Here is an 18,893-nt window from a genome sequence, read left to right on the forward strand (position 1 = left end):
CCAGATGGGGCAACAGCTCAGACAGCTCGACGTCACATTTGGACAGGATCTCGTAGACGCCATATCCAGTGCTATCACCCGTACAAGTGATCTTCCACTACGAAAATCTTGCCAGAGCCACTACGACGGGTACCGGACTACGACAGGTACCGGACACCCCGCAAGACCGACGTCGCGGACGCCGCCGGCGTCGCCCACGCCGCCATGCGACACAAACGGCTGCGCCAGGTCGTCGCCGAGGACCACCACACCCGACTGCGACCGCTCTCCGAACGCCGCGACGACCTGGCCCGCGAACGCGTCCGGCTGCTCAACCGAATTCCATTTCCTGCTCCGCGACCTGAGCGGCGCAGCGCTGGACCTCACCGCCGACAAGGCCGCCGCGCTGCTGGTATGCCCGTTGTCAGGAGTCCTTGCTGGGCGCACGGCGCCTTCGCATGGTTGATCTTCTTTATTGCGTCCCATTGGGTCCTTGTGCTCTTTCCCGGAGACGATCCGACCGGTGACGGCCGCCCGTGGGGCATGACCGCCTACGTGATCCTCAACGTCGTACTCATCTCAATGTCGGTCGTTGGGGCAGCCGTCGCTGTAGCCACAGTCCGGCCGTGGGCTCGAAATCTCCCGCAGTGGTTACTCCTGACGCCGCTGTGGTCGGGGAGCATGCTGCTCGTCCTCCGGGGTGTTTCAGGGATGGCCGAAAATCTGCTGATGGTCACGGGCATCCGTCGCGGCGGCTTTCTGGGGGCACAGGACATCTCCACGGGTGAGTTCTGGGCCGGCCTCGGAATCAACACCTACTTCTTCACAGGGGCGGTGCTGCTGGTTGCGACGACCGTCTCCTACACCGGCCGCTCGCAGGAAGGTGGGCAGGAGAGATCCGCGGACCCTGTCTGAGTCTCCTCAACTGCCGCCGCGCGTGCGCACTGACCGATGGCCCCCTCGTCACTGTACGTAAACATGCGTCGTCGGGGTGGACGCTGCCAGTGCACGCACGTGCCGAGGTCAGCGCGCTACCACAACGCGGGCCACCCGGATGGCCGGTCGCCTCGGGCAGGCGGCCGGCCATCCGGTTCGGGACTACCTCACGACCCCAGACGGGTAGCTCAGTGCCAGACGCGGAACTTCACTGTCTGAATGACGGGGTCGATGTAGTCGATGGCATAGATCACGATGTAGCGGGCGTTGTTGGGCACATCGCGGGCCAATACCGTACGGTGCCGGCCACACGCGGTTACCGGATCCGTGTAGGTGAGGGAGCCGTCGACGAGCGGCCAGAACCCGAGCAGGAAGGTCTGGCACCGGTCGGTCGGATTGGCCGGATCCTGGATGTGGGAGACGCTGATCGTCGAGCAGCGGGAGTTCGGCGTCGTCAGTTCCTCACTGCCGACCCGGCCGGCCTCGTAAAATCCGGACTCGGGCCGGATCGGCACACACCGGTCGGCGTTCCCCCCGACGGTGCGGTGGGCGGTGACCGCAGTCGCGTCGGCCGTTGTGGCCACGTCGCTCGCGGTCGCCGGACCGGTACTGGCCGCCAGCGCTCCGGTAGCCAGCGCCGAGGCGAGCAACACGGCGACGGTGACGCGTACGGCGGCGCCGCGATGGCGGGTGCGGGGGGTTCGTGGTTGATGCATGGCGGACTCCGCTTCCTGAGTTCCTGGATGAGCTGTCAACCAGTTGGTCCTGCGGCCAGCGCCTGCGGTTCGCCTGTGTCGCGGGATTGACAGTCCGCACGGGCCGCTCCACCCGACGCACCTGTCGTCGACTCGCTCCAGTCGCGGCGATACGCGGTAAGGGCTCGACCGGGTGTTACGCAGCGTCATGGGCATTGATCGAGCCATTGTCCGGGCGTGCCGGGAGTAGTACGTCGATCATGAGTAGATGTGCTCCTGGCAGGTTGACATTAATCGATTGATCGTGGTCCTCGGTCGCCCTAGGGTCGCCGGACCATGGGATCGAACGTTTTGGGGCCGGCGGACTGGCTTGAGGTGAACCGCGCCAACTGGGATGCGCGGGTACCCGTCCATCGCAACAGCCAGTGGTACGACATTGCGGGTTTCGTGGCCGGGCAGGAGACGCTTCGCGCCTTCGAGCCGGCCGAGGTCGGCGATGTTCGCGACAAGACCCTGCTTCACTTGCAGTGTCATCTAGGTCTGGACACGTTGTCCTGGGCACGGCGGGGTGCGACTGTCACGGGTCTGGACTTCTCGGCGCCAGCGCTGGATGTGGCCGCTTCCGTGGCGAAGCGGATAGGCACCGATTCCGCACGGTTCGTGCTGGCGAATGTCTACGACGCGGCGACCGTACTGGCCGGACAAATCTTCGACATCGTCTATACCAGCATCGGCTCCCTGCAGTTCCTGCCCGACCTGCAGCGTTGGGGCCAGGTCGTTGCCGAGTTGGTCGCTCCGGGTGGCATCTGCTACGTGGTCGAGGGTCATCCGTTGGTCCATTTTGTGGGGGATGACGGCCGGACCCTGCGCGGGGACTACTTCAGCCGGGACGCGATCGTCCTGGACGAGAGCACGTACGCCGACCCGAGCGCACCGCTGGCATCGTCGGCCAGCGTCGAATGGGTGCACCACACCGCGGAGGTGGTCAGCGTTCTGGGCGCCGCCGGCCTGCGGGTGGAGTTCCTACATGAGCACGACTGGACCGGCTATCCGCTTCTTCCGGTCCTCACCGAGCAGGGCGACGGCCGCTGGGGGTTCCCTCCAGGGCAGCCACGGATCCCGCTGCGCTACTCGCTGCGGGCGGTGAAGGACCGATCGGCCTGACAGCCAGCACCCCGTACTGATTCCGTAGAGCCGAAGCTGACGTCCGACGACGCACCTGCCCTGCGATCTTGCCAACGCACACTTCTGCCGCCGAGAAGGCACGGCACTTCAAGCAGGTCTGACCGCCCAGCTCGTCCTGCCGGCTGGACCTGTCAGACTTCCGACCTTCCAGGATGCCGCTTCCTTAACAGCGCTTGCGTTCCTGCTCCCACAGTTCGTCGTCGCTCAGCGAGGCATGCTCGGGCCGCATCTTCGAGGTCAGGCCGTAAAAGCCCGAACTCGGTCGGTCGGTGCTACGCGAGACGACCAGCGCGCTGCACAGCGGCTCACCCTGGTCGAACGCTCGACGGGAGACCTGGTCGAGCGGCTGGCTCAGGAAGTCCGGCCCGGTGTCCATCCGCCTCGCGAGGAAACCATGGCCGATCAGTCCCTTCGCCGTTGCGACGCCCAAAAGGATGTCCGCGATATGGTCGACCCGGTCGACCTCGAACGTCTCAGGCATCCGGTCACCGTCGAGCAGGTCTTGCCCGTGACGGTTCAGCTGATCCGCCACACCTGTGGCCATACAGGTCCTTCGAAGCGTCCTCACCTGTCGCGATCCGCGTGGACACAGATCGACGGAGGGCGTACCCAGAGGTCACCCCGGCCATACTCCGATGATGGGGAAAGCGTCAGTGGCGATGTGGTGCTGCGCGGCGGTAGGTCTTCTCCTCGCCGGTGCAGCGGCGTGCGGAGGCGATCAACGCAGGGAGGTACGACCGAGTCGTAGTGCGTCCACTGGCGGCACGGCACGTACCGCCGAGGTGCTCTGCGAGGTGAGCGACCTTCCGCCGGGGCGGAGGCGGGACGCACCAACCGAGCCGGAGCTACGGCGGGAGTTCCTGGAGATGGCCGAGGCTGACCAGGCCGAGCGTACTGGCAAGGTGAACACCAACAACGACGTCCGCCGGACCGCCCGGCTCCGCGACGTTATGGACAAGCACGGCTGGCCGGACGCGCGTCTCGTGGGCGCGGACGGCGCCAGTGCGGCCTGGCTGATCGCCCAGCACGCCGATCACGACGTCGCGTTTCAGCGTCGGGCGTTGGGACTGATGTGCGTGGCGGTGGCCGCCGGGACCGCTGACGCGACCGAGTTGGCCTATCTGGAGGATCGGGTGGCGGTGAACTCGGGACGGCCACAGATCTACGGTACTCAGTTCGGTGGATGCGAGGGTGGACGCCCGGTGCCGAGGCCGATCGCCGACGAGGCCGGGGTACACGAGCGGCGCGCCAAGGTTGGCCTCCAGCCGCTGGACGAGTACCTTGCACAGTTTCAGGACGCCTGCGACGAATAGGCGATCCTCGCCGTGTGGCGACGACTTGACCTTGGGCATGCGATGGGGCGTCGTACAACGGGAGCGGATTCCCGAGCGGCGAAGGCCGAGTCGAGGTCTGGCGAGACCAGATGCACGCAACTGCCGCCGTCCGAACGCGCCGCCCCAGCCGGAACCGTCACGCTTCGTGACCGACCTGCCGTGACGGTCGACGTCCAAAGGTGGCTGACGCGGCGTCGGCGGAACCGAGCGCCGCGTCAGGACCGCCTGGGTCAGACCATCCGCAGCACGACCTCGGCCACCGGCGCCTCGGGTGAGACACGCAGCGCGACGGCCGTCCACACCAGTTGCTCGGCCGCGATGGCGAACTGCCCTTGGTAGCCCGGCAGCGGTAGACCCGTGACCGGGTCGATGGGCACTCCGGTCAGGGGGTGCAGCGCTGGCAGAACGGAGATGAGCTTCCTTGGTTCGGTGGGGATCCGTCGGCCGTGCGGCCGCCCGATGCCGACGCCGGTTTCGTGGACCCGCCGGCGCTCCTCCGCCTCGTCCCTCTCCCGTGCCGTCCACAGCGGACGCAGGAAGCCGAGCTCGATGACCGCGCCTCGGTCGTCGCAACGGGGCAGGCCCTGCAGGTAGAGGCTGCGCCCGTGACCCAGCACCTGAGCGGTCAGGCCCTCGCCGGCCGGCAGCGCCGTCCCGCGGAGGCGGCTGCCTGGCCAAGACGGATGCTCCGCCTCGGCCGGGCCCGTGACGACCGGGGTGAGCGTGTCTCCGGGTGGCTCGCCGGTCGCCCGGGACCCGTCCAGGTGCACGACGTCGACGAGCAGCGCCCTGCCGGCCGCGACCAGGGCGTCGAGCGCATGGTTGTCCTCCGTGGAGCCCAGCGCCTGCGCGATCCGTTGGCGCAGCGGGTCGTACGCCGGCCGGGCGGCCACCAGCCGGGTTCCGGCGACGGCGCCGGCCGCCACGACGACAGCCCGCGCGAAGGCGACACGACCGGCGGCCTCCCCACCCGGCGCATCGAGCAGCGGCTTGAGCCGGGTCACGAAGTCGGCCCGTGAGGCGACCCGACCCAGTCCGCGCAGCGCCTCGGCGTCGACGAACCCCAGCTGGCCGTTGGACGGGTCGAGGATCGGCACCTCACGGACGCCGCCGGCCAGCGGCCCGGAGGGCACGGCCGCGTTCCAGGCCTCGACGGCCGCGGTCAACTCGACCTCACCGGTCGGCGCGCAGCCGAGCAGCGCAGTAAGGAACACCGACTCGAAACCGCCGAGGGTGCCGGCCTGCCGGGCGACCGCGGACGCGTGGCCCAGCACCGCGCGCAGCGGAACCGCGTCCAAGACCGCGAGCTGGCCGAGAATCCCGGCCGTTGCGTTCGACAGCGTGGTGAACGCCGGGCGTGACCCCTCCAGGGCCTGGGCGTGCAGGGTCGTGAGGGAACGCAGGGTGGGTGCCGGGAGGTTGGCCCGGACCAGCCCCGGCTCGAGCGTCAGAGTCATCTCGTTCACATCCCGTACGTGTACTGGCGCAGGACCGCGACGGCGTCGCGGACGGACGTCTCGGGCGAGACCCGGACGTGGCGCAGGGCCTCGACCGTGAGGCGCTGGTAGTCGCGCAACGTGGTGAGCCGCGTCCGCGGCACGCGTTCGACCCACCGCTCGACGCCATCGGCGGTCAGACGCCACTCGGGCGCCACCAGCAGTTCCTGGAAGACCGCACCCGGGTCGTGCAGCGTCCCGAGCTCGTCGATCTCGGCCAGCTCGCCCATCAACAACGAACCGGTCGGTGACCGCTGGAAGAGGCCCTGGCGGCCGGGCCCGATCGGCACCATGCCCCCGACAAGCTGGGCCTCGGCGGCCCAGAACGGCACGGCGAAGGCCTCGTCGAACCGGCCCTCGACCTCGCACTTGTGCGGATGAGGCTCGATGGTCTTGTGGCCGAGTCCGTGGTGCGGGCGATGGCCCGACGCCGGTGCGTGATGCGAGGGCCCCACGTGGCCGTGTGGGTGGGCGACGTACGGCTTGCCGTCGCGAGTCTCCAGCCGCACGTCGGAGTGGACGGGAACCTTGTCGCCGGACGCATGCTCGCGGCTGTGGTGGTCGCCGGACCCGCCGAAGAGACCCTGGAAGAACCCGGCCACGGCGCCGATGATCCCGCCTGCCAGCGTGCCCACCCCGGGGATGGCCGAGCCGAGGAGAGCGCCCCCAGCCGCGCCGGCCGCCGTGGAACCGATGACCTCCCCGACCTTGCCGGCCGCGTGCTGGACGTCAGGCCCGCCGCCGACGTCGCGGGCCAGCCCGGCCAGGTCCCGCGACATCTCCTGTGAGCTTGTCACATGGGAGAAGACGTGTGCGACCTGGCCGATGGGCGTCTGACCCAACGTGCGGCTCGCGACGTCGAAGATCGTGCTGTGCTGGGCGCCCCCGCCGGAGTGGGAAGGTGCGCCACGCGAGGACGCCAGCCACTGGAACTGGTCCATTTCCGCTGTGACGCCGCCCAGCCGTGACGCGGACTGGAACGCCGCGGCGGCGGCCGACTCGAGCCCGTCGAAGCCGCCGTACAGGTCGACGGTGTCGCAGATGGAGCCGAGCAGGTGGTTACCGACGGCCGGAGAGGTCACGCCGATCTGGCCCAGCACCGCCGAGAGCCCGTTGCTGTAGGCGGTGAACGCGTCGTCCGGCCAGAGCTTGCCCGCGTCGGTCACGTAGCGGAACCCCTCGGTGCCGATCGCCGCGTGATGCAACTCCCGCAGCCCCAGCCAGGCCACGTCGGGTTCGACCAGCGCGATGAGCGACGGCGCGATCCACAGGTCGCCGGCCGCGTTGGCGCCGGTGGCGTCGGGCGGCCCGAGCCGCGAAAACCATTCGTCAGACATGTCAGCCGCTCCTTCGGTCAGCCGGCGGCGATGGCCGCGCGGTGGAGGTACGTGAGCACGGCGAGGACCCGCCGGTGGTCGCCGGGTGCCGGTTCGAGATCAAGCCGCACGAATATGCTGCGGATGTGCGACTCGACGGTCTTCGGGGTGAGGAACAGCCGGTCGCCGATGCCTTGGTTGGACCGGCCGGCGGCCATCAGCTCGAGCACCTCGCGCTCGCGGTCGCTCAGCGCGGTGACCGGATCGCGCCACAGCGGCGGTGGTGCGGCGTTGGCGCACCGGGCCCGCAGACTCGGTGCCACCGCGCTGCGACCGGCCGCGACGGTGCGGACCGCGGCGACGAACGCCGGCAGCCCGACATCCTCCTCGACCAGGTAGCCGAGGCCGTCGGCGCCGGCCGCGAGCAGGGCCGCAAGCAGGTGCTCGTCGGTGCGGTCGGCCAGCACGACCAGCCGGTGCGTGCGGCGCAGCCCGACGAGCGTGTCGGTCATGTGTTCCGTCGCCGTGCCGCGCCGGTCGACAACCACGACGTCGGCCGCCACCCGGCGCATGACGGCCTCGAGAGCGGCCAGGGTCGGCGCCACGAGGCGGACGGCGCAGCCGGATCCGCACAGCGCCGCGGCGAGTGCCTCGCCGGCCAGGCCGGTGCCGGCCAGGACGATGCGGGTCGCGGCCGGGCGGGCCGCCTGGTGCAGGTCCGTGCGCATGCTCCTCCTCCCACGTCGGTACGCCAAGTAGATGCGGCCCGGTGCACGTCTGATCCGTCGAGCGGCGGTCGTTTTCCAATCGCCGAGACGGACCGGACGGATCAGGGATGCCGTCGCAGGCATCTGGTAAGCAAGCCGTGGAGGTGAGCGATGGAGGCCGAGGTGCTCGCGGCGGCTCGTACCGGTGACCAGCGGGCCTGGGACGCGATCGTGGACCGGTACACCGGCCTGCTGTGGTCGGTGGCGCGCAGCTTCCGGCTCGACGCGGCCGACGCGGCCGACGTCGTGCAGCTCACCTGGTTGCGCCTGGTCGAACACCTTGACGACGTCGTCGACCCGGACCGGCTCGGAGCGTGGCTGGCCACGACCGTCCGCCGCGAGTGTCTGCAGTTACTGCGGCGCCGGCGGGAGCGGCCGGCGGCGGTCGACGACTGGCTGGCCTCCGTGCCCGACCCGGGCCCGCCGGTCGACGCCCGGATGCTGCGGGTCGAACGCGACGCCGGCCTTTGGCGGGCCCTGCACACGCTGTCGGGCCGATGCCAGCAGTTGCTGCGCGTGCTGATGGCGGTGCCGCCGCCGTCCTACGCCGATGTGTCGGCCGCCCTCGACATGCCGATCGGCGGCATCGGCCCGGCCCGGCAACGCTGCCTGGCGGCGTTGCGCCGCGCGCTGGACGAGACGCCACTGTCCCCAGGAGACCGCCGTGACGGATGACGAGGCGCCACTGTCCCCAGGAGACCGCCGTGACCGATGACGAACTGCTGGCCGAGCTGACCCGGGTCGCCGCGGCCGCCGACCCGCCGCCCGAGTTCGTCGTGGCGAGCGCGCGGCACGCGCTGTCGACCCGCGGGCTCGACGACCGGCTGGCCGCCCTGCTGGCCGACTCCGCGCTCGACGCCGACGTGCAGGTGGTCCGCGGCGACGACCAGCTCCGGCTCCTGTCCTTTGCCCACGCCGACACGACGATAGACCTGCAGATCCAACGCACCGCCGACGGCCTGGCGGTGCGCGGCCTGGTCACCGGCGCCGCGGGCGAGGTCGTCGTCGACGCGAGTGATGGCCCGCACGCCGCCCCGCTCGACGAGGCCGGCTGGTTCACGGTGGCCGATCTGCCGGGCGGGCCGCTGCGGGTGCGACTGCCGGGCCGGCCGGCCGGCGGCATCTCGACCGGGTGGATCGCGCCGTAACGTGTCGGCTGCCGCCGCGCTCGCCGCTCGCGCGTTGGATCTGGTCGGCGCGGATCCGCGCCGCGCGCTGGAGACGGCGGACGCGGCCGTACGGGCCGACGGGTCGGACCGCGCGGCCGTCTCCCGGGCCCACCGGGCGGCCGCGCTCGCGCTGCGCGAGCTGGGCGATCCGGCCGCGGCCGAGCGCCGCCTCCGGGTGGCCGTGCGTAGCGCCGGGCCCGTCGCCGAGGCCGCGGCGGAGGCGCGGATGAGCCTCGCATTCGTGCTGGTCGACCGGGGCCGACTGCGGGCGGCGCTGGTCGAGGCCGACCGAGCCGCCGCCGCGCTCGACGGGCTGCCGGCCGTGCGGCTGGCAGCTCAGCGGGCGTTGATCCTGCAGCGGACCGGGCGGCTGGCCGAGGCCCTGTCCGGGTACGCCGCCGCGCTGCCGGCCCTACGGTCGGCCGGCGACACGCTGTGGGAGGCGCGGGCCCTCAACAACCGCGGTCTGCTGCACAAACACCGCGGGACGCTGGATGCTGCCGACGCCGACCTGGTGCGGGCCGCAGCCCTCTACACCGAGCTGGGTCTGCACCGCTTCGCGGCAGACGCCGAGTGGAACCGGGCCACCGTGGCCGCCCATCGCGGCGACGTACCGGCCGCGCTGGCCGGCTTCGACCGGGCCGAGGCGGCTCACGCCCGGGCCGGCACGCCGCGGCCGCAGCTGTGGCTCAACCGCAGCCAGGTGCTCATGTCGGTGGGGCTGACCGCCGAGGCGTACGCCACGGCAGTCCGGGCGGTGGCGGCCCTGCGGGCCAGCGGGCACGCGACCGATCTGGCCGAGGCGCGGCTGCTGCTGGCCGAGGCGGCCGTGGCCGACGGCCGTCCGGCCGAGGCGGTGACGCAGGCCCGCACGGCCGGCCGGGCGTTCGCCCGCCAGGGCCGCGACGGCTGGGCGCTGCTGGCCCGGCTCGCCGCGCTACGCGCGACCTCGGCCCGGCCCCGAGTCGGCATGCGCGACGCACTGGTCTGCGCCGAGGCGCTGGCCGCAGCCGGCTGGCGCGGCGCCGAACAGGACGCGCGGGTCGTGGCGGCCCGGTTCGCGCTCGCCGCAGGCGACCCCGCAGCGGCCGCCGCCCAGCTCCGGCGTGTCCGGCCGCGGCGGGCGACCGCCCCGCTCGACCTGCGCGTGCGCTGGTGGCATGCCGAAGCCGACCGGCGCCGGGCCGTCGGCGACCGGGCCGGCGCCCTGAGCGCGCTCCGGGCCGGCCTGCGCCAACTCGACGACGCCCAGGCGGTGCTCGGGGCGACCGACATGCGGGCCCACGTGGCCGGACTCGGTCATACGCTGGCCGCCGACGGGCTGGACCTCGTGGTGGCCTCCGGCCCGGCGCGGGCGGTGCTCGTCTGGGCCGAACGGTCGCGGGCGCGAGCGCTGCGGCTGCGTCCGGTCCGTCCGCCGGACGACCCGGAGCTCGCCGCAGCGCTGGCCGACCTGCGCCGGCTCGCGGCCGCGGCGGGCCCGGCCGGCCCCACCGCGGCGGCGCGGGCGGCCGCCGAGAGCCGGGTGGTGCGGATCAGCCGCATGACGGGTGGACCGTTGCACCGGCCGGCGGACCTGCCCCCCGACCCGGCCGCACTGGCGGCGGAGCTGGGCGAGCGGGCACTCGTGGCGTACGTCCGCCATCGCGACGAGCTGCTGGCGGTCTCTCTTGCGGACGGACGCTGCACGCTGCACCGGTTGGGCCCGGCGTCGGCGGTGACCGCGCCGTTGGAGACGTCCCACTTCACGCTGCGCCGGCTCGCCCTCGGCCTCGGGCCGCCGGCGGCCACCGATCGCATGCGGCACCTGGCCGAGGCGGCCGGCCTAGCGCTCGACCGGCTGCTCCTGGCCCCACTGCGGCGTGCGGTCGGCGACCGGCCGCTGGTCGTCGTGCCTACCGGCCTGCTGCACGCCGTGCCGTGGGGGCTGCTCCCCAGCGTGTCGGGGCGGCCGGTGACGCTGGCTCCGTCGGCGGCCGCCTGGCTGCGGGCGGAGTGTCGGCCCGCGCGCCGCGGGCACCGGCTCTTCGCCGCCGGCCCGGGGTTGCCCGGCGCCCGCCAGGAGGTAGCGGGTCTGGCCGGCCGTAGGGCCCTGCTGGACGGCGCGGCGACCGTCGAGTCGGTACTGTCCGGGATGGACGGCGCTGCGCTGGCCCACGTTGCTGCCCACGGTGTTCTGCGGGTGGACAATCCGCTGTTGTCGGCCCTGACGTTGGCCGACGGTCCGCTGACCGTTTACGACCTCGAGCGGCTGGCCACGGCACCGGACACGGTCGTGCTGCCGGCCTGCCAGTCCGGCGTCGCCGCCGTGCGGGCCGGTGACGAGCTGCTCGGCTTGGCGTCGGCCCTGCTCGCGCTCGGCACGCGAACGGTCGTCGCGACCGTCCTGCCGGTGGCCGACGGGGCGACCGAGCCGCTGATGCGCGACTTCCACCGGCGCCTGCGGTCCGGGCAACGCCCGGCCGCCGCGCTGGCAGCCGCCCGGGCCGGCGCCGGTCCCGACCACGCCGCCTTCGCCGCGGCGGCGAGCTTCGTCTGCCTCGGCGGCTGACTACCAGATGCTCTCGACGTCGCCGGCCGGCAGCAACCGGCCGGTCAAGCCGGGCCACGGCACCGGCGGCAGCTCGGCCAGCAGCCGGTCGCGGTGCGCGGCCACGGTGCCACCGGCGGGGTCGGCGATCAACCGCCGGGCCAGCTCGGCCGCGAACAGGGGTGCAGCGAACGACGTACCGCTCCAGCTAGCCCAGCCGGCGAAGGCCGACCCGGCCTCGTCCTCGTGCCCGTCGATGTAGGCGCTGCGCAGCCGAACGCCTGGCGCGTACACGTCGACCCACGGGCCCCGGTTGCTGAACGGCGCCGGCGCCGGCCCGCCGTCCACCGTCTGATAGGCGCCGACCGCGACCACGCCCTTGATGGCAGCCGGCCAGAACGGCCGCTCGGCGCGCTCGGCGCGCTCGCCGTCGTTGCCGGCCGCCGCCACCACGACCCGGCCGGCGGCGAGGATCCGGCGCACGGCCGCGATCAGCGCCGCCGGCGGGGTGTCGCCTTCGGTGTAGCCGCCCAACGAGAGGTTGACGATGGGTGTGGTCGCCTCCTCCAGCAGGGCCAGCGCGATCCGTGCCTCGTCGCCTTCGCCGCTGGCGTGCAACACGGTGGACACCGCGACGCCCGCTGCCGGCGCGACCCGGCCGACCAGGCCGCAGATGAAGTAGCCGTGCCCGGCCTGCCGGTCCAGCCGCCCGTCCTCGTTCTCGTCCAGTGGGTTGCCGATCCGGTCCGGCACCGGGAACCGCTCGACGACGAGGGCCCGCAGGTCACCGGGAAGCTCACGCCACCGCGGTGGCATCGCGGTGTCGAGGATGGCCACGTGCGCCGTGCCGTGCGCCTCTCCTTCGGCGAGCGGCCAGTGCGTCGGCGGCGGCACCGGGAGCGGCCGGTCACCGGGGCCGCCGTGGTACCAGTCTTCGCCGACGAACACGTGGTTGAGCTGGACGCTGGCCCCGCGCGCTCGCAACGCGGCCACCAGGTCGGGCAGGTCGCGGCCGCGGCGGTCGGTGACCGTCCACAGTCTGTGGTGAGCCTCGGCCGCGGCCAGACGCTCGTTGACGTCGCCGTAGTCGGGTCCGGCCACCCGGTCCCGCCAAGGCGCGTGGCCGGGCACGTACGGCTCGGCCGCGACGTCCGCGGCGTCCAGCAGGTCAGGCAGATCGGGCTCGACCTCCACCCCGACCAGGAGCTCGTCCGGCCGGAACCAGCCGTCGCGGCCGGCCACGACCGGGGAGACGGCTCCCTGGGGCAGCCATTCGATGGTCATCGCGGATCCTCTCGTGGCGGTGGTGGCACCAGCATGGCGCCGGGGCCACCCCTCGCACCATCGGCCGTTAGAGCGCCAGCAACGCCAGTCCGACGACGAGTAGCCCTTCCAGCAGTCCCACGCCGCCGGTGCCGTCGCCGCCGCCTTCCGGCAGGAGCGGGGCTTCGTCGATGTAGCCGATGGCCTGTCCAAATCGGTCGACCACGGTGATCATTGTTCGTCCTTTCCTTCCATCTCGGTCCGAAGCTGAGTCGCGGCCGTCGCCACCCGGCCGGCGATCAGCTTGGCGAACGCGGCGACGTCGCCGTCGGTGGTCCGGTCGATCAGCGTGCGGATCTGCACCATCGCGTTGTCGAACGCATGGGCGGCGTCCGGCTCGCCGAGGGCGGTGCGCTTTTCCTGCAGGGCGTCCAGCTTGGACCGCACCTCGTCGGCTCGGCCGGCCAGTACGTCGGCCAGCCGTGTGGTGGCCGTCACGTAGTCGTCCAGGGTGCGGCCCAGCCGTTCGCGCGCCGCGGCCCGGCCGTCGGCCGATCCGCCGAGCACCGGCACGGATGCCCGCAACTCGGCCACGAGCCCGACCGTACGGGCCACGTCGAGCCGTTCGTCGATGGTCTTCCTGTCGGTCATCACCTTTCTCCCTTCGGTTCTATCCCACGTCGAAGTGCATGACGTCGCCGCTCTCGCGAGCGCCGAAGTCGCTGGCCCCCCACCGCATGCGGCGAGTGCCGAGGATCGCGTCGCCCACGTGGATCAGTGAGCACACCAGTTCCTTCCGGAGCTGGAGGAACCCGTGGGCCGGATTGCGCGTCGCCGTGATCGGCTGGGCCGGGTTGCCGTGGAGCATCGGGGTGCGGACGGTCTCGTAGTCGCGCAGCATCTGCCAGTACTGCTGCTCCGGCCCGTACGGCCAGCCCTGGTGGTTCTGGGCCCAGAACTCGTCGGCGTAGAGGAACTCGATCGCCGGGATGGCGGCGTCGGCCGGCTGGGCCAGCTCGGATGCGGGGATCGCGCGCAGCGCCGGGTGGCCGTCGGGCAGGGCGTGCGCGTCGGCGATGGGTGGCCGGTTCACCCGCACGTGCACGGCCGAGATCGCCCAGGACAGGTAGAACACCAGCGCGTCGGACAGCTCGCGGAACCGGTCGTAGGTGAACTCGATGGTGTCGTTCACCCGGATGCTGGTGTCGGACCGTCGGCCGCTGAACGTGAAGAACGCGACCGCCCGGTCGTAGACCTCGACCACCCGCCGGCGCAACTCCTGCTGGTCGTGCGCGGCCGCCTCGCCGCCGTACGTTTCACCGGTGCGCGTGACGATGTACGGGCACTCGGTCACGTTGAGGTCGACGGCCGCGCCGGTGGCGTGCCGGCCGTCGCCGGGCCGGGTGCCGATGACCGGCTCGACCAGACCGGCCCAGGGGTGGAAGTCCGCTTCGTCCGGCGAGGCCTTCCACGTGCTCCACAGGTCGTCCTCCACTGCGGTGAGGACCTGGGCCATGGTCGCGTTGACGCCGCCGGTGATCGGCTGGCCGAGAAAGGTGTCCATCGGGTATCTCCCGTCAGTGCAGAAAGTCGACGACGCTCTGGCCGCCGGGCACCGCGACCATGTTGCGGTCCACGAGGCCGGCGATGCCGGGAATGCCCGCGCCGATGGCGTGCTGCCAGACCGAGTAGTCCGACCAGCCGCGCGGCAGCAGCGGGCCGTTGGGCCGGGTGGCGTGGGCACCGTGGCCCAGCGGCCGGCCGTAGCTCGCGATCCACAGGTGATGCTTGCCGTCGAAGGTGGCGTTCCCGCGCATCTGGCTGGTCCAGAACGACGGGTACGTGTAGATCAGCGGACGCTGTCCGGTCGCCTGCCACACGATGCTGATGAAGAACTGGAGCGACACCACGGCCTGCTCCGCGGTCACCCCGTGCGGCAGCGTCTCGACGTCGACCGCCGGCGGCAGCTCTGCGCCGCCGCCCGCCGCCGTCAGCACGTTGGTGAAGTGGTCGGCCTGAGCGCGGGTCGCGTCGGGCGTTGTGCGGGCATGGAAGTAGTGGTAGGCACCGCGCGGCAGATGGCCGGCGCTGCCCGCCCAGTTGTGGGCGAACTGGTTGTCGGTGTGGTTGTCGCCCTCGGTGGCCTTGATATAGGCGAAGCCGAGACCTGCCTGGCCGACGGCCGACCAGTCGATGGTCCCCTGTGCGTAGGAGACGTCGATGCCGTCGACGACCTCGAACGCCGTGCCGGGGGCGCTGAGCGCCCGCAGCTCCACCAGGGTGCCGTGGTGGTAGAAGATCGAACCGTACTGGAAGTGGCTCACCCGGCCGACCGGCTGCCCGCCGACGACGTCGTCGACCTCGTCGCTGACCGGGAAACCGAGGGCCAGCGGGCCGCCGAGCTCGAGGTAACGGGCCAGGATCGCCCCGTGCACCTCGAACGTGCCGGTGTCCGGGTGCTCGTAGATCGTGACCGCTACGCCGTTGGACAGCACGTACCCGAAGAAGCGTCCGTGGGTGCCGGGTGCGGGCAGGGGTACGACCGGCAGCGGCACGGCCGGCACCCAGCCCTGATGCAGCAGTTCCTGGTACTTCTCTTCGATCCCGCTCATGACCCCAGGGTCCGGCCTGGGACCGGATCCGCCATCCGGGTTAGCCCTGAAGCCCGGCGGACGGATCCGTCGATCGGCTTCGGGACTGGAGAAGGAGATCTCGAAAGGCTGCGGTCTTCGTCGCGCGCGAGACGAAGCGGCGAACCGGGCCGAGGAGTATCGGTTCACCGCTGCGGAAGAGGGCCACCTACCCGGTCCGTCTGCTCTGCCGCCTCCTCGGCGTCGGACACAGCACCTTCTACGGCCGGCTTCTCAAGCAGCACGTTGGTAGTCGCGGATGAACTTCCCGGGGACCTCCGGAAACCTTGACCTTGCTACTCTACTCCCAGCCTGGGCTACCGAGGATTGCTCGCCTGATTGTGCCTGACGTAAGGCTTCGAATATGGATAGTGGATTGCTGGCGACACGAGACCACGAGACCGTATCGGCGATCAATCAGCGTACTGGCACGGGTCTGAGGGTCATTGGTCGCGCTCCACACGGGAGGCTCGGCGGCGCGATCTACGCCTCGTGGCCGGACGGCCGACTTGCTGTGGTGACTCGTTTCCTGGGCCCACTCGCCGAGGCGAGGCGTACCGCCGAAGTGCTTGCCTATGTCCGTGACCGCGGGCTACCGGTGCCCAGGCACGACCTGGTGGTCGAACTGGATGACGGCGTAGCGTTCGTGCAAGAGCGGCTGCCCAGTGCACCGCCCCGGCGCATGACCCCTGCGCGGGTAGACGCGATTGTAGAGATCAACGACCGTTTCACAGGCGCTCTTGCCGCGCGGCCCGATGTGCCGGTGCGGCCGCTATGCCCTGATCGCAGCGGCGATCCATGTCCCCGCCACGAGGTGATGGAGGCGCACAGTCCGCGCAGCCACTGGGTGCTGAGTGAAATGCTTCGCATTCTCCAACGCGAGCCACACGAAATGGTTGGCAATGACCTGGTGCACGTCGATCTCACAGCGGCGAATGTTCTCTTCGATGAGAATGACCGCGCTACCGGGGTCGTCGACTGGAATCTCGGTGCATACCGTGGTGATCGACTCTTCGCTCTCGTCCAAACCCGTCTTGATCGAGAGTGGTTCGTCCGGTCACCGGACGCCGACCCCGTCGAGAACGCGGCTGCAGCCCACCTGGACGAGATTCTCGTCGACCGGATCGCCCCCGCAACCCTCCGGATGTACTGGGCACATTGGATGCTGCACCAACTCTCCCGGGTGATCGGATCCGCTTCATCTGAGGTCATCGACTGGCATTTGGACGTGGCTGAGTCCCGGCTGAGCTGAACCAGGCTGGGCACACCGCGCGACTCGTTGCATGCCGTCGTGTTCATGACCTCAGGCCCCATCGACGCAATCCCCTATCCCGCCTCGACATGACTGAACCTTTTTCAACCTCCCCTTGCGGTCCGGCAGACCGCAAGGTCGGACGTGGTGCGTAGGCGTCGCGCGGTCCAGGTTGAAGGAGGTTCACTGGTTCACTCGGGACATGGCACCCGTGGCAACCGCCTCGATGGCGACCAGGGGTGTCAGCCCGCGTTCGGCCGCGGCGGACTGGGTGGCGAAGTCGTAGAAGGCATCCTGGTCATGGACTCGTCACCGCCGGCAAGGGCGAAGTCGACGTCGTTCCAGCCCATCTCCATGGCCGCCGACCAGATGGCCTGGCGTCCGGACCCGCACAACCGGTTGACGGTGTAGGCCGGTGTGGATAGCGGAAGTCCGGCGGCGATGGCTACCCGACGAGCGTTGTAGGGCATCGGGCCCGACCTGGCCGACGCAGCCCATCACGACTTCCTCGACGGCGTCGGCAGGCACCTCCGAGCGCGCCAGCGCCGCCCTGGTGGCGACGGCGCCCAACTCGTGAGCGGGCGTGTCCTTGAACACTCCACCGTAGTTGCCTACCGGTGTACGGGCACCGTCGACGATCACGATCCGCTGGTCCGGCCTGGTCATATCGAAATTCCTCCGTCCACGGGAAGGACAACTCCGGTGATGTATCCGGCCTCTTCTGAGGCGAGGAACGCCGTGGTAGTGGCCATTTCGCTGGGCGCCGCGAACCGACCGAGTGGGATGGCGGCGGCGAGTTCTTGACGCTTCTCCTCAGGAATCGAGCCGATCATTCGCGTCTCGGCGTTGGGCGAGATGGCGTTGACGGTGACACCGAACGTCGCGAGTTCCTTGGCCGCGGTCTTGGTGAAGCCGATGATTCCGGCCTTGGCCGCGCCATAATTTGCCTGCCCGATGTTGCCGCGCAGGCCCGTGTACGAGGTCACGTTGATGACGCGGCCGTACCGCTGCTCTCGGAAGACAGGAACCGCAGCGCGGGTCAGCCGGAAAGTCCCGCCCAGGTGGACGTCCAGCACCTCGGCCCAGTCCTGGTCCGAAAGCTTCCACAGTCGACGGTCCCGGAGGATGCCGGCGTTGTTGACGATGATGTCCAGGCGGCCGGCCGTCGTGACCACCAGCTTCACCAGGGCCTCGACGGCTTCGGTGCTGGTGACATCGCAGGCAACGCCGACGGCGCCCAACTCGTCTGCCGCCAGCGCGACCGCGTCGGCGTCGGCGTCGACCAGGAACACCGTCGCCCCGGACTCGTGGAAAAGGCGGGCGAACTCGAGTCCGAGTCCTCGCGCCGCTCCGGTCACGATCGCGGTTCTCCCCGCGAAGTCGAACGTCAGGTTCGGCAACTCCTGCTCCTCCTCACATGCCCGGGTAACGGCCGACGAGCTTGTTCATGATTGCGTTGGAGTCCGCCCAGGTCCTGGTAACCCGGGCGGCCTTCCAGGCACTCCCCACGCGATACTCATTGAACCTTTTTCAACCTCCCCTTGCGGTCCGTCGGAGGGCGAGGTCGGACGCGGTGTGTGAGCGCCGCGCGGTTCAGGTTGAAAAAGGTTCATTCATGATCCTGTCCGCCCCGGCTAGCGCAGTTCCTCCGCCGCGTCTCTCAATGAGGTCAGGACGCGGCGGGTTTGCGGCGTGTCAGGGAGCAACGCGAGGAGCAGTGGAGAGGTGGAGAAAGTCGACTGCTGGACCATGAGGCGGCGGACCCATTCCATGCCCGCCTCCAACTCGGCGACGGCGTCAGTCGCGCCGCCGCTGCGTACCCAGTTTCCGAGCGCGGATCGGTGGATCGCGTCGATGAGGGCCGCAAGGGCCGTCGACTGAAAAGGCGGGGCGTCGGCCGAGAGATGATCGCGCAGGAACGAACGTGTGAGCGCCACGTACCGCTCGTGTTCAATGACCTCCCGCTTCCGTAGCTCGGGCACGACGCGCGTCAGTTTGTATCGCCGGAGGACCAGTTCGGGTCGACTGAGGAAGTCGCGCAACGACTCCTCCGTGGCTGCGACGACGGCCTCTACCGGATCCGTATCAGGAGCGGATTCAACGAGGCATCGCTCGACGAGCCTGATGCGTTCGGTGTGGTCCGGAAACGCGAGTTCGTCCTTGCTTTCGAAGTGTCGGAAAACGGTGCGGCGGGACACGCTCGATGCCTCCGCGACGGCTTCGACAGTAACATTTGCGTACCCCTCCTCGAGGAACAAGGCCATTGCCGTTTCCGAGATCCGGTACTTGGTCTCGAGTATTCTCCGCGAAGTCACCGACAGGTGCCCTCTCCTGATCTGGT

The 18,893-nt window shown here is 70.7% G+C and carries 19 protein-coding genes and 2 pseudogenes; 8 read left to right on the plus strand and 13 right to left on the minus strand.

Annotation, left to right across the window (positions count from 1 at the left end):
* Positions 1-108: 108 nt before the first annotated feature.
* Together ACQEVC_RS36775 and ACQEVC_RS36780 are read left to right on the plus strand one after the other, a co-directional pair.
* Positions 109-309, plus strand: a pseudogene (locus ACQEVC_RS36775) (IS110 family transposase); the annotation flags it as partial.
* 213 nt (positions 310-522) lie between these two features.
* Complete coding sequence (locus ACQEVC_RS36780) at positions 523-894, plus strand: hypothetical protein (RefSeq protein WP_432892127.1); 372 nt, start codon at positions 523-525, stop codon at positions 892-894.
* Between the two features lie 209 nt (positions 895-1,103).
* Here ACQEVC_RS36780 and ACQEVC_RS36785 read toward each other — a convergent pair whose 3' ends face one another.
* Entirely contained in the window at positions 1,104-1,565 is a 462-nt protein-coding gene (locus ACQEVC_RS36785) for a hypothetical protein (RefSeq protein WP_432887445.1), read from the minus strand.
* A 381-nt stretch (positions 1,566-1,946) separates the two neighbouring features.
* On the opposite strand from ACQEVC_RS36785, the gene ACQEVC_RS36790 reads away from it, so the two are divergent.
* Positions 1,947-2,774: a class I SAM-dependent methyltransferase gene (locus tag ACQEVC_RS36790; protein ID WP_432887448.1), complete on the plus strand. Its 828-nt coding sequence runs from the start codon at positions 1,947-1,949 to the stop codon at positions 2,772-2,774.
* Between the two features lie 184 nt (positions 2,775-2,958).
* On the opposite strand, the gene ACQEVC_RS36795 is transcribed toward ACQEVC_RS36790, so the two are convergent.
* Positions 2,959-3,327 carry a hypothetical protein gene (locus ACQEVC_RS36795; protein ID WP_432887451.1) on the minus strand — a complete coding sequence of 123 codons (369 nt, stop codon included), beginning with the start codon at positions 3,325-3,327 and terminating at the stop codon, positions 2,959-2,961.
* A 262-nt stretch (positions 3,328-3,589) separates the two neighbouring features.
* Between ACQEVC_RS36795 and ACQEVC_RS36800 the strand changes: the two genes are divergently transcribed.
* Positions 3,590-4,108, plus strand: a complete 519-nt coding sequence (locus ACQEVC_RS36800) for a DUF6624 domain-containing protein (RefSeq protein WP_432887453.1) — start codon at positions 3,590-3,592, stop codon at positions 4,106-4,108.
* 251 nt (positions 4,109-4,359) lie between these two features.
* On the opposite strand, the gene ACQEVC_RS36805 is transcribed toward ACQEVC_RS36800, so the two are convergent.
* Genes ACQEVC_RS36805 through ACQEVC_RS36815 form a run of 3 tightly spaced genes read right to left on the minus strand, consistent with a single transcriptional unit; the run spans position 4,360 to position 7,669 of the window.
* Positions 4,360-5,586, minus strand: coding sequence for a hypothetical protein (locus ACQEVC_RS36805; RefSeq protein WP_432887456.1), 1,227 nt, complete (start codon positions 5,584-5,586; stop codon positions 4,360-4,362).
* Between the two features lie 5 nt (positions 5,587-5,591).
* Positions 5,592-6,962, minus strand: coding sequence for a hypothetical protein (locus ACQEVC_RS36810; protein ID WP_432887458.1), 1,371 nt, complete (start codon positions 6,960-6,962; stop codon positions 5,592-5,594).
* A gap of 17 nt (positions 6,963-6,979) precedes the next feature.
* Positions 6,980-7,669: a response regulator transcription factor gene (locus ACQEVC_RS36815; RefSeq protein WP_432887461.1), complete on the minus strand. Its 690-nt coding sequence runs from the start codon at positions 7,667-7,669 to the stop codon at positions 6,980-6,982.
* Between the two features lie 150 nt (positions 7,670-7,819).
* Between ACQEVC_RS36815 and ACQEVC_RS36820 the strand changes: the two genes are divergently transcribed.
* Genes ACQEVC_RS36820 through ACQEVC_RS36830 form a run of 3 tightly spaced genes read left to right on the plus strand, consistent with a single transcriptional unit; the run spans position 7,820 to position 11,428 of the window.
* Positions 7,820-8,383, plus strand: coding sequence for an RNA polymerase sigma factor (locus tag ACQEVC_RS36820; RefSeq protein WP_432887463.1), 564 nt, complete (start codon positions 7,820-7,822; stop codon positions 8,381-8,383).
* 29 nt (positions 8,384-8,412) lie between these two features.
* The gene (locus tag ACQEVC_RS36825; protein WP_432887466.1) at positions 8,413-8,856 is read left to right on the plus strand and encodes a hypothetical protein; all 444 of its coding nucleotides are present in this window, start codon (positions 8,413-8,415) and stop codon (positions 8,854-8,856) included.
* Between the two features lies 1 nt (position 8,857).
* Positions 8,858-11,428 carry a CHAT domain-containing protein gene (locus tag ACQEVC_RS36830; protein ID WP_432887468.1) on the plus strand — a complete coding sequence of 857 codons (2,571 nt, stop codon included), beginning with the start codon at positions 8,858-8,860 and terminating at the stop codon, positions 11,426-11,428.
* Here ACQEVC_RS36830 and ACQEVC_RS36835 read toward each other — a convergent pair whose 3' ends face one another.
* The 5 genes from ACQEVC_RS36835 to ACQEVC_RS36855 form a co-directional block, all read right to left on the minus strand.
* Positions 11,429-12,691: a S8 family peptidase gene (locus ACQEVC_RS36835; protein WP_432887471.1), complete on the minus strand. Its 1,263-nt coding sequence runs from the start codon at positions 12,689-12,691 to the stop codon at positions 11,429-11,431.
* 67 nt (positions 12,692-12,758) lie between these two features.
* Positions 12,759-12,905 (minus strand): hypothetical protein, encoded by a 147-nt coding sequence (locus ACQEVC_RS36840; protein ID WP_432887474.1) that lies wholly within the window; start codon positions 12,903-12,905, stop codon positions 12,759-12,761.
* On the minus strand, positions 12,902-13,321 hold the full coding sequence (locus ACQEVC_RS36845; RefSeq protein ID WP_432887477.1) for a hypothetical protein: 420 nt from the start codon (positions 13,319-13,321) through the stop codon (positions 12,902-12,904). The genes ACQEVC_RS36840 and ACQEVC_RS36845 overlap by 4 nt, the downstream gene beginning before the upstream one ends.
* Before the next feature lie 19 nt (positions 13,322-13,340).
* Positions 13,341-14,234, minus strand: a complete 894-nt coding sequence (locus tag ACQEVC_RS36850) for a hypothetical protein (protein ID WP_432887480.1) — start codon at positions 14,232-14,234, stop codon at positions 13,341-13,343.
* Between the two features lie 13 nt (positions 14,235-14,247).
* Positions 14,248-15,282, minus strand: coding sequence for a GH25 family lysozyme (locus ACQEVC_RS36855; RefSeq protein ID WP_432887483.1), 1,035 nt, complete (start codon positions 15,280-15,282; stop codon positions 14,248-14,250).
* A 382-nt stretch (positions 15,283-15,664) separates the two neighbouring features.
* On the opposite strand from ACQEVC_RS36855, the gene ACQEVC_RS36860 reads away from it, so the two are divergent.
* Positions 15,665-16,552, plus strand: coding sequence for a phosphotransferase (locus ACQEVC_RS36860; RefSeq protein WP_432887486.1), 888 nt, complete (start codon positions 15,665-15,667; stop codon positions 16,550-16,552).
* A 242-nt stretch (positions 16,553-16,794) separates the two neighbouring features.
* Here ACQEVC_RS36860 and ACQEVC_RS36865 read toward each other — a convergent pair.
* The 3 genes and pseudogenes from ACQEVC_RS36865 to ACQEVC_RS36875 form a co-directional block, all read right to left on the minus strand.
* A pseudogene (locus tag ACQEVC_RS36865) lies at positions 16,795-17,218 on the minus strand (hypothetical protein).
* Entirely contained in the window at positions 17,215-17,952 is a 738-nt protein-coding gene (locus tag ACQEVC_RS36870) for an SDR family oxidoreductase (protein ID WP_432887489.1), read from the minus strand. Before ACQEVC_RS36870 ends, ACQEVC_RS36865 begins: the two are co-directional and overlap by 4 nt.
* A gap of 234 nt (positions 17,953-18,186) precedes the next feature.
* On the minus strand, positions 18,187-18,867 hold the full coding sequence (locus ACQEVC_RS36875) for a TetR/AcrR family transcriptional regulator (RefSeq protein WP_432887492.1): 681 nt from the start codon (positions 18,865-18,867) through the stop codon (positions 18,187-18,189).
* Between the last annotated feature and the right edge of the window lie 26 nt (positions 18,868-18,893).

Origin of the sequence: Plantactinospora sp. CA-294935, assembly GCF_050936445.1 — a bacterium.
In the GTDB taxonomy this organism is placed as follows: Bacteria; Actinomycetota; Actinomycetes; order Mycobacteriales; family Micromonosporaceae; genus Plantactinospora.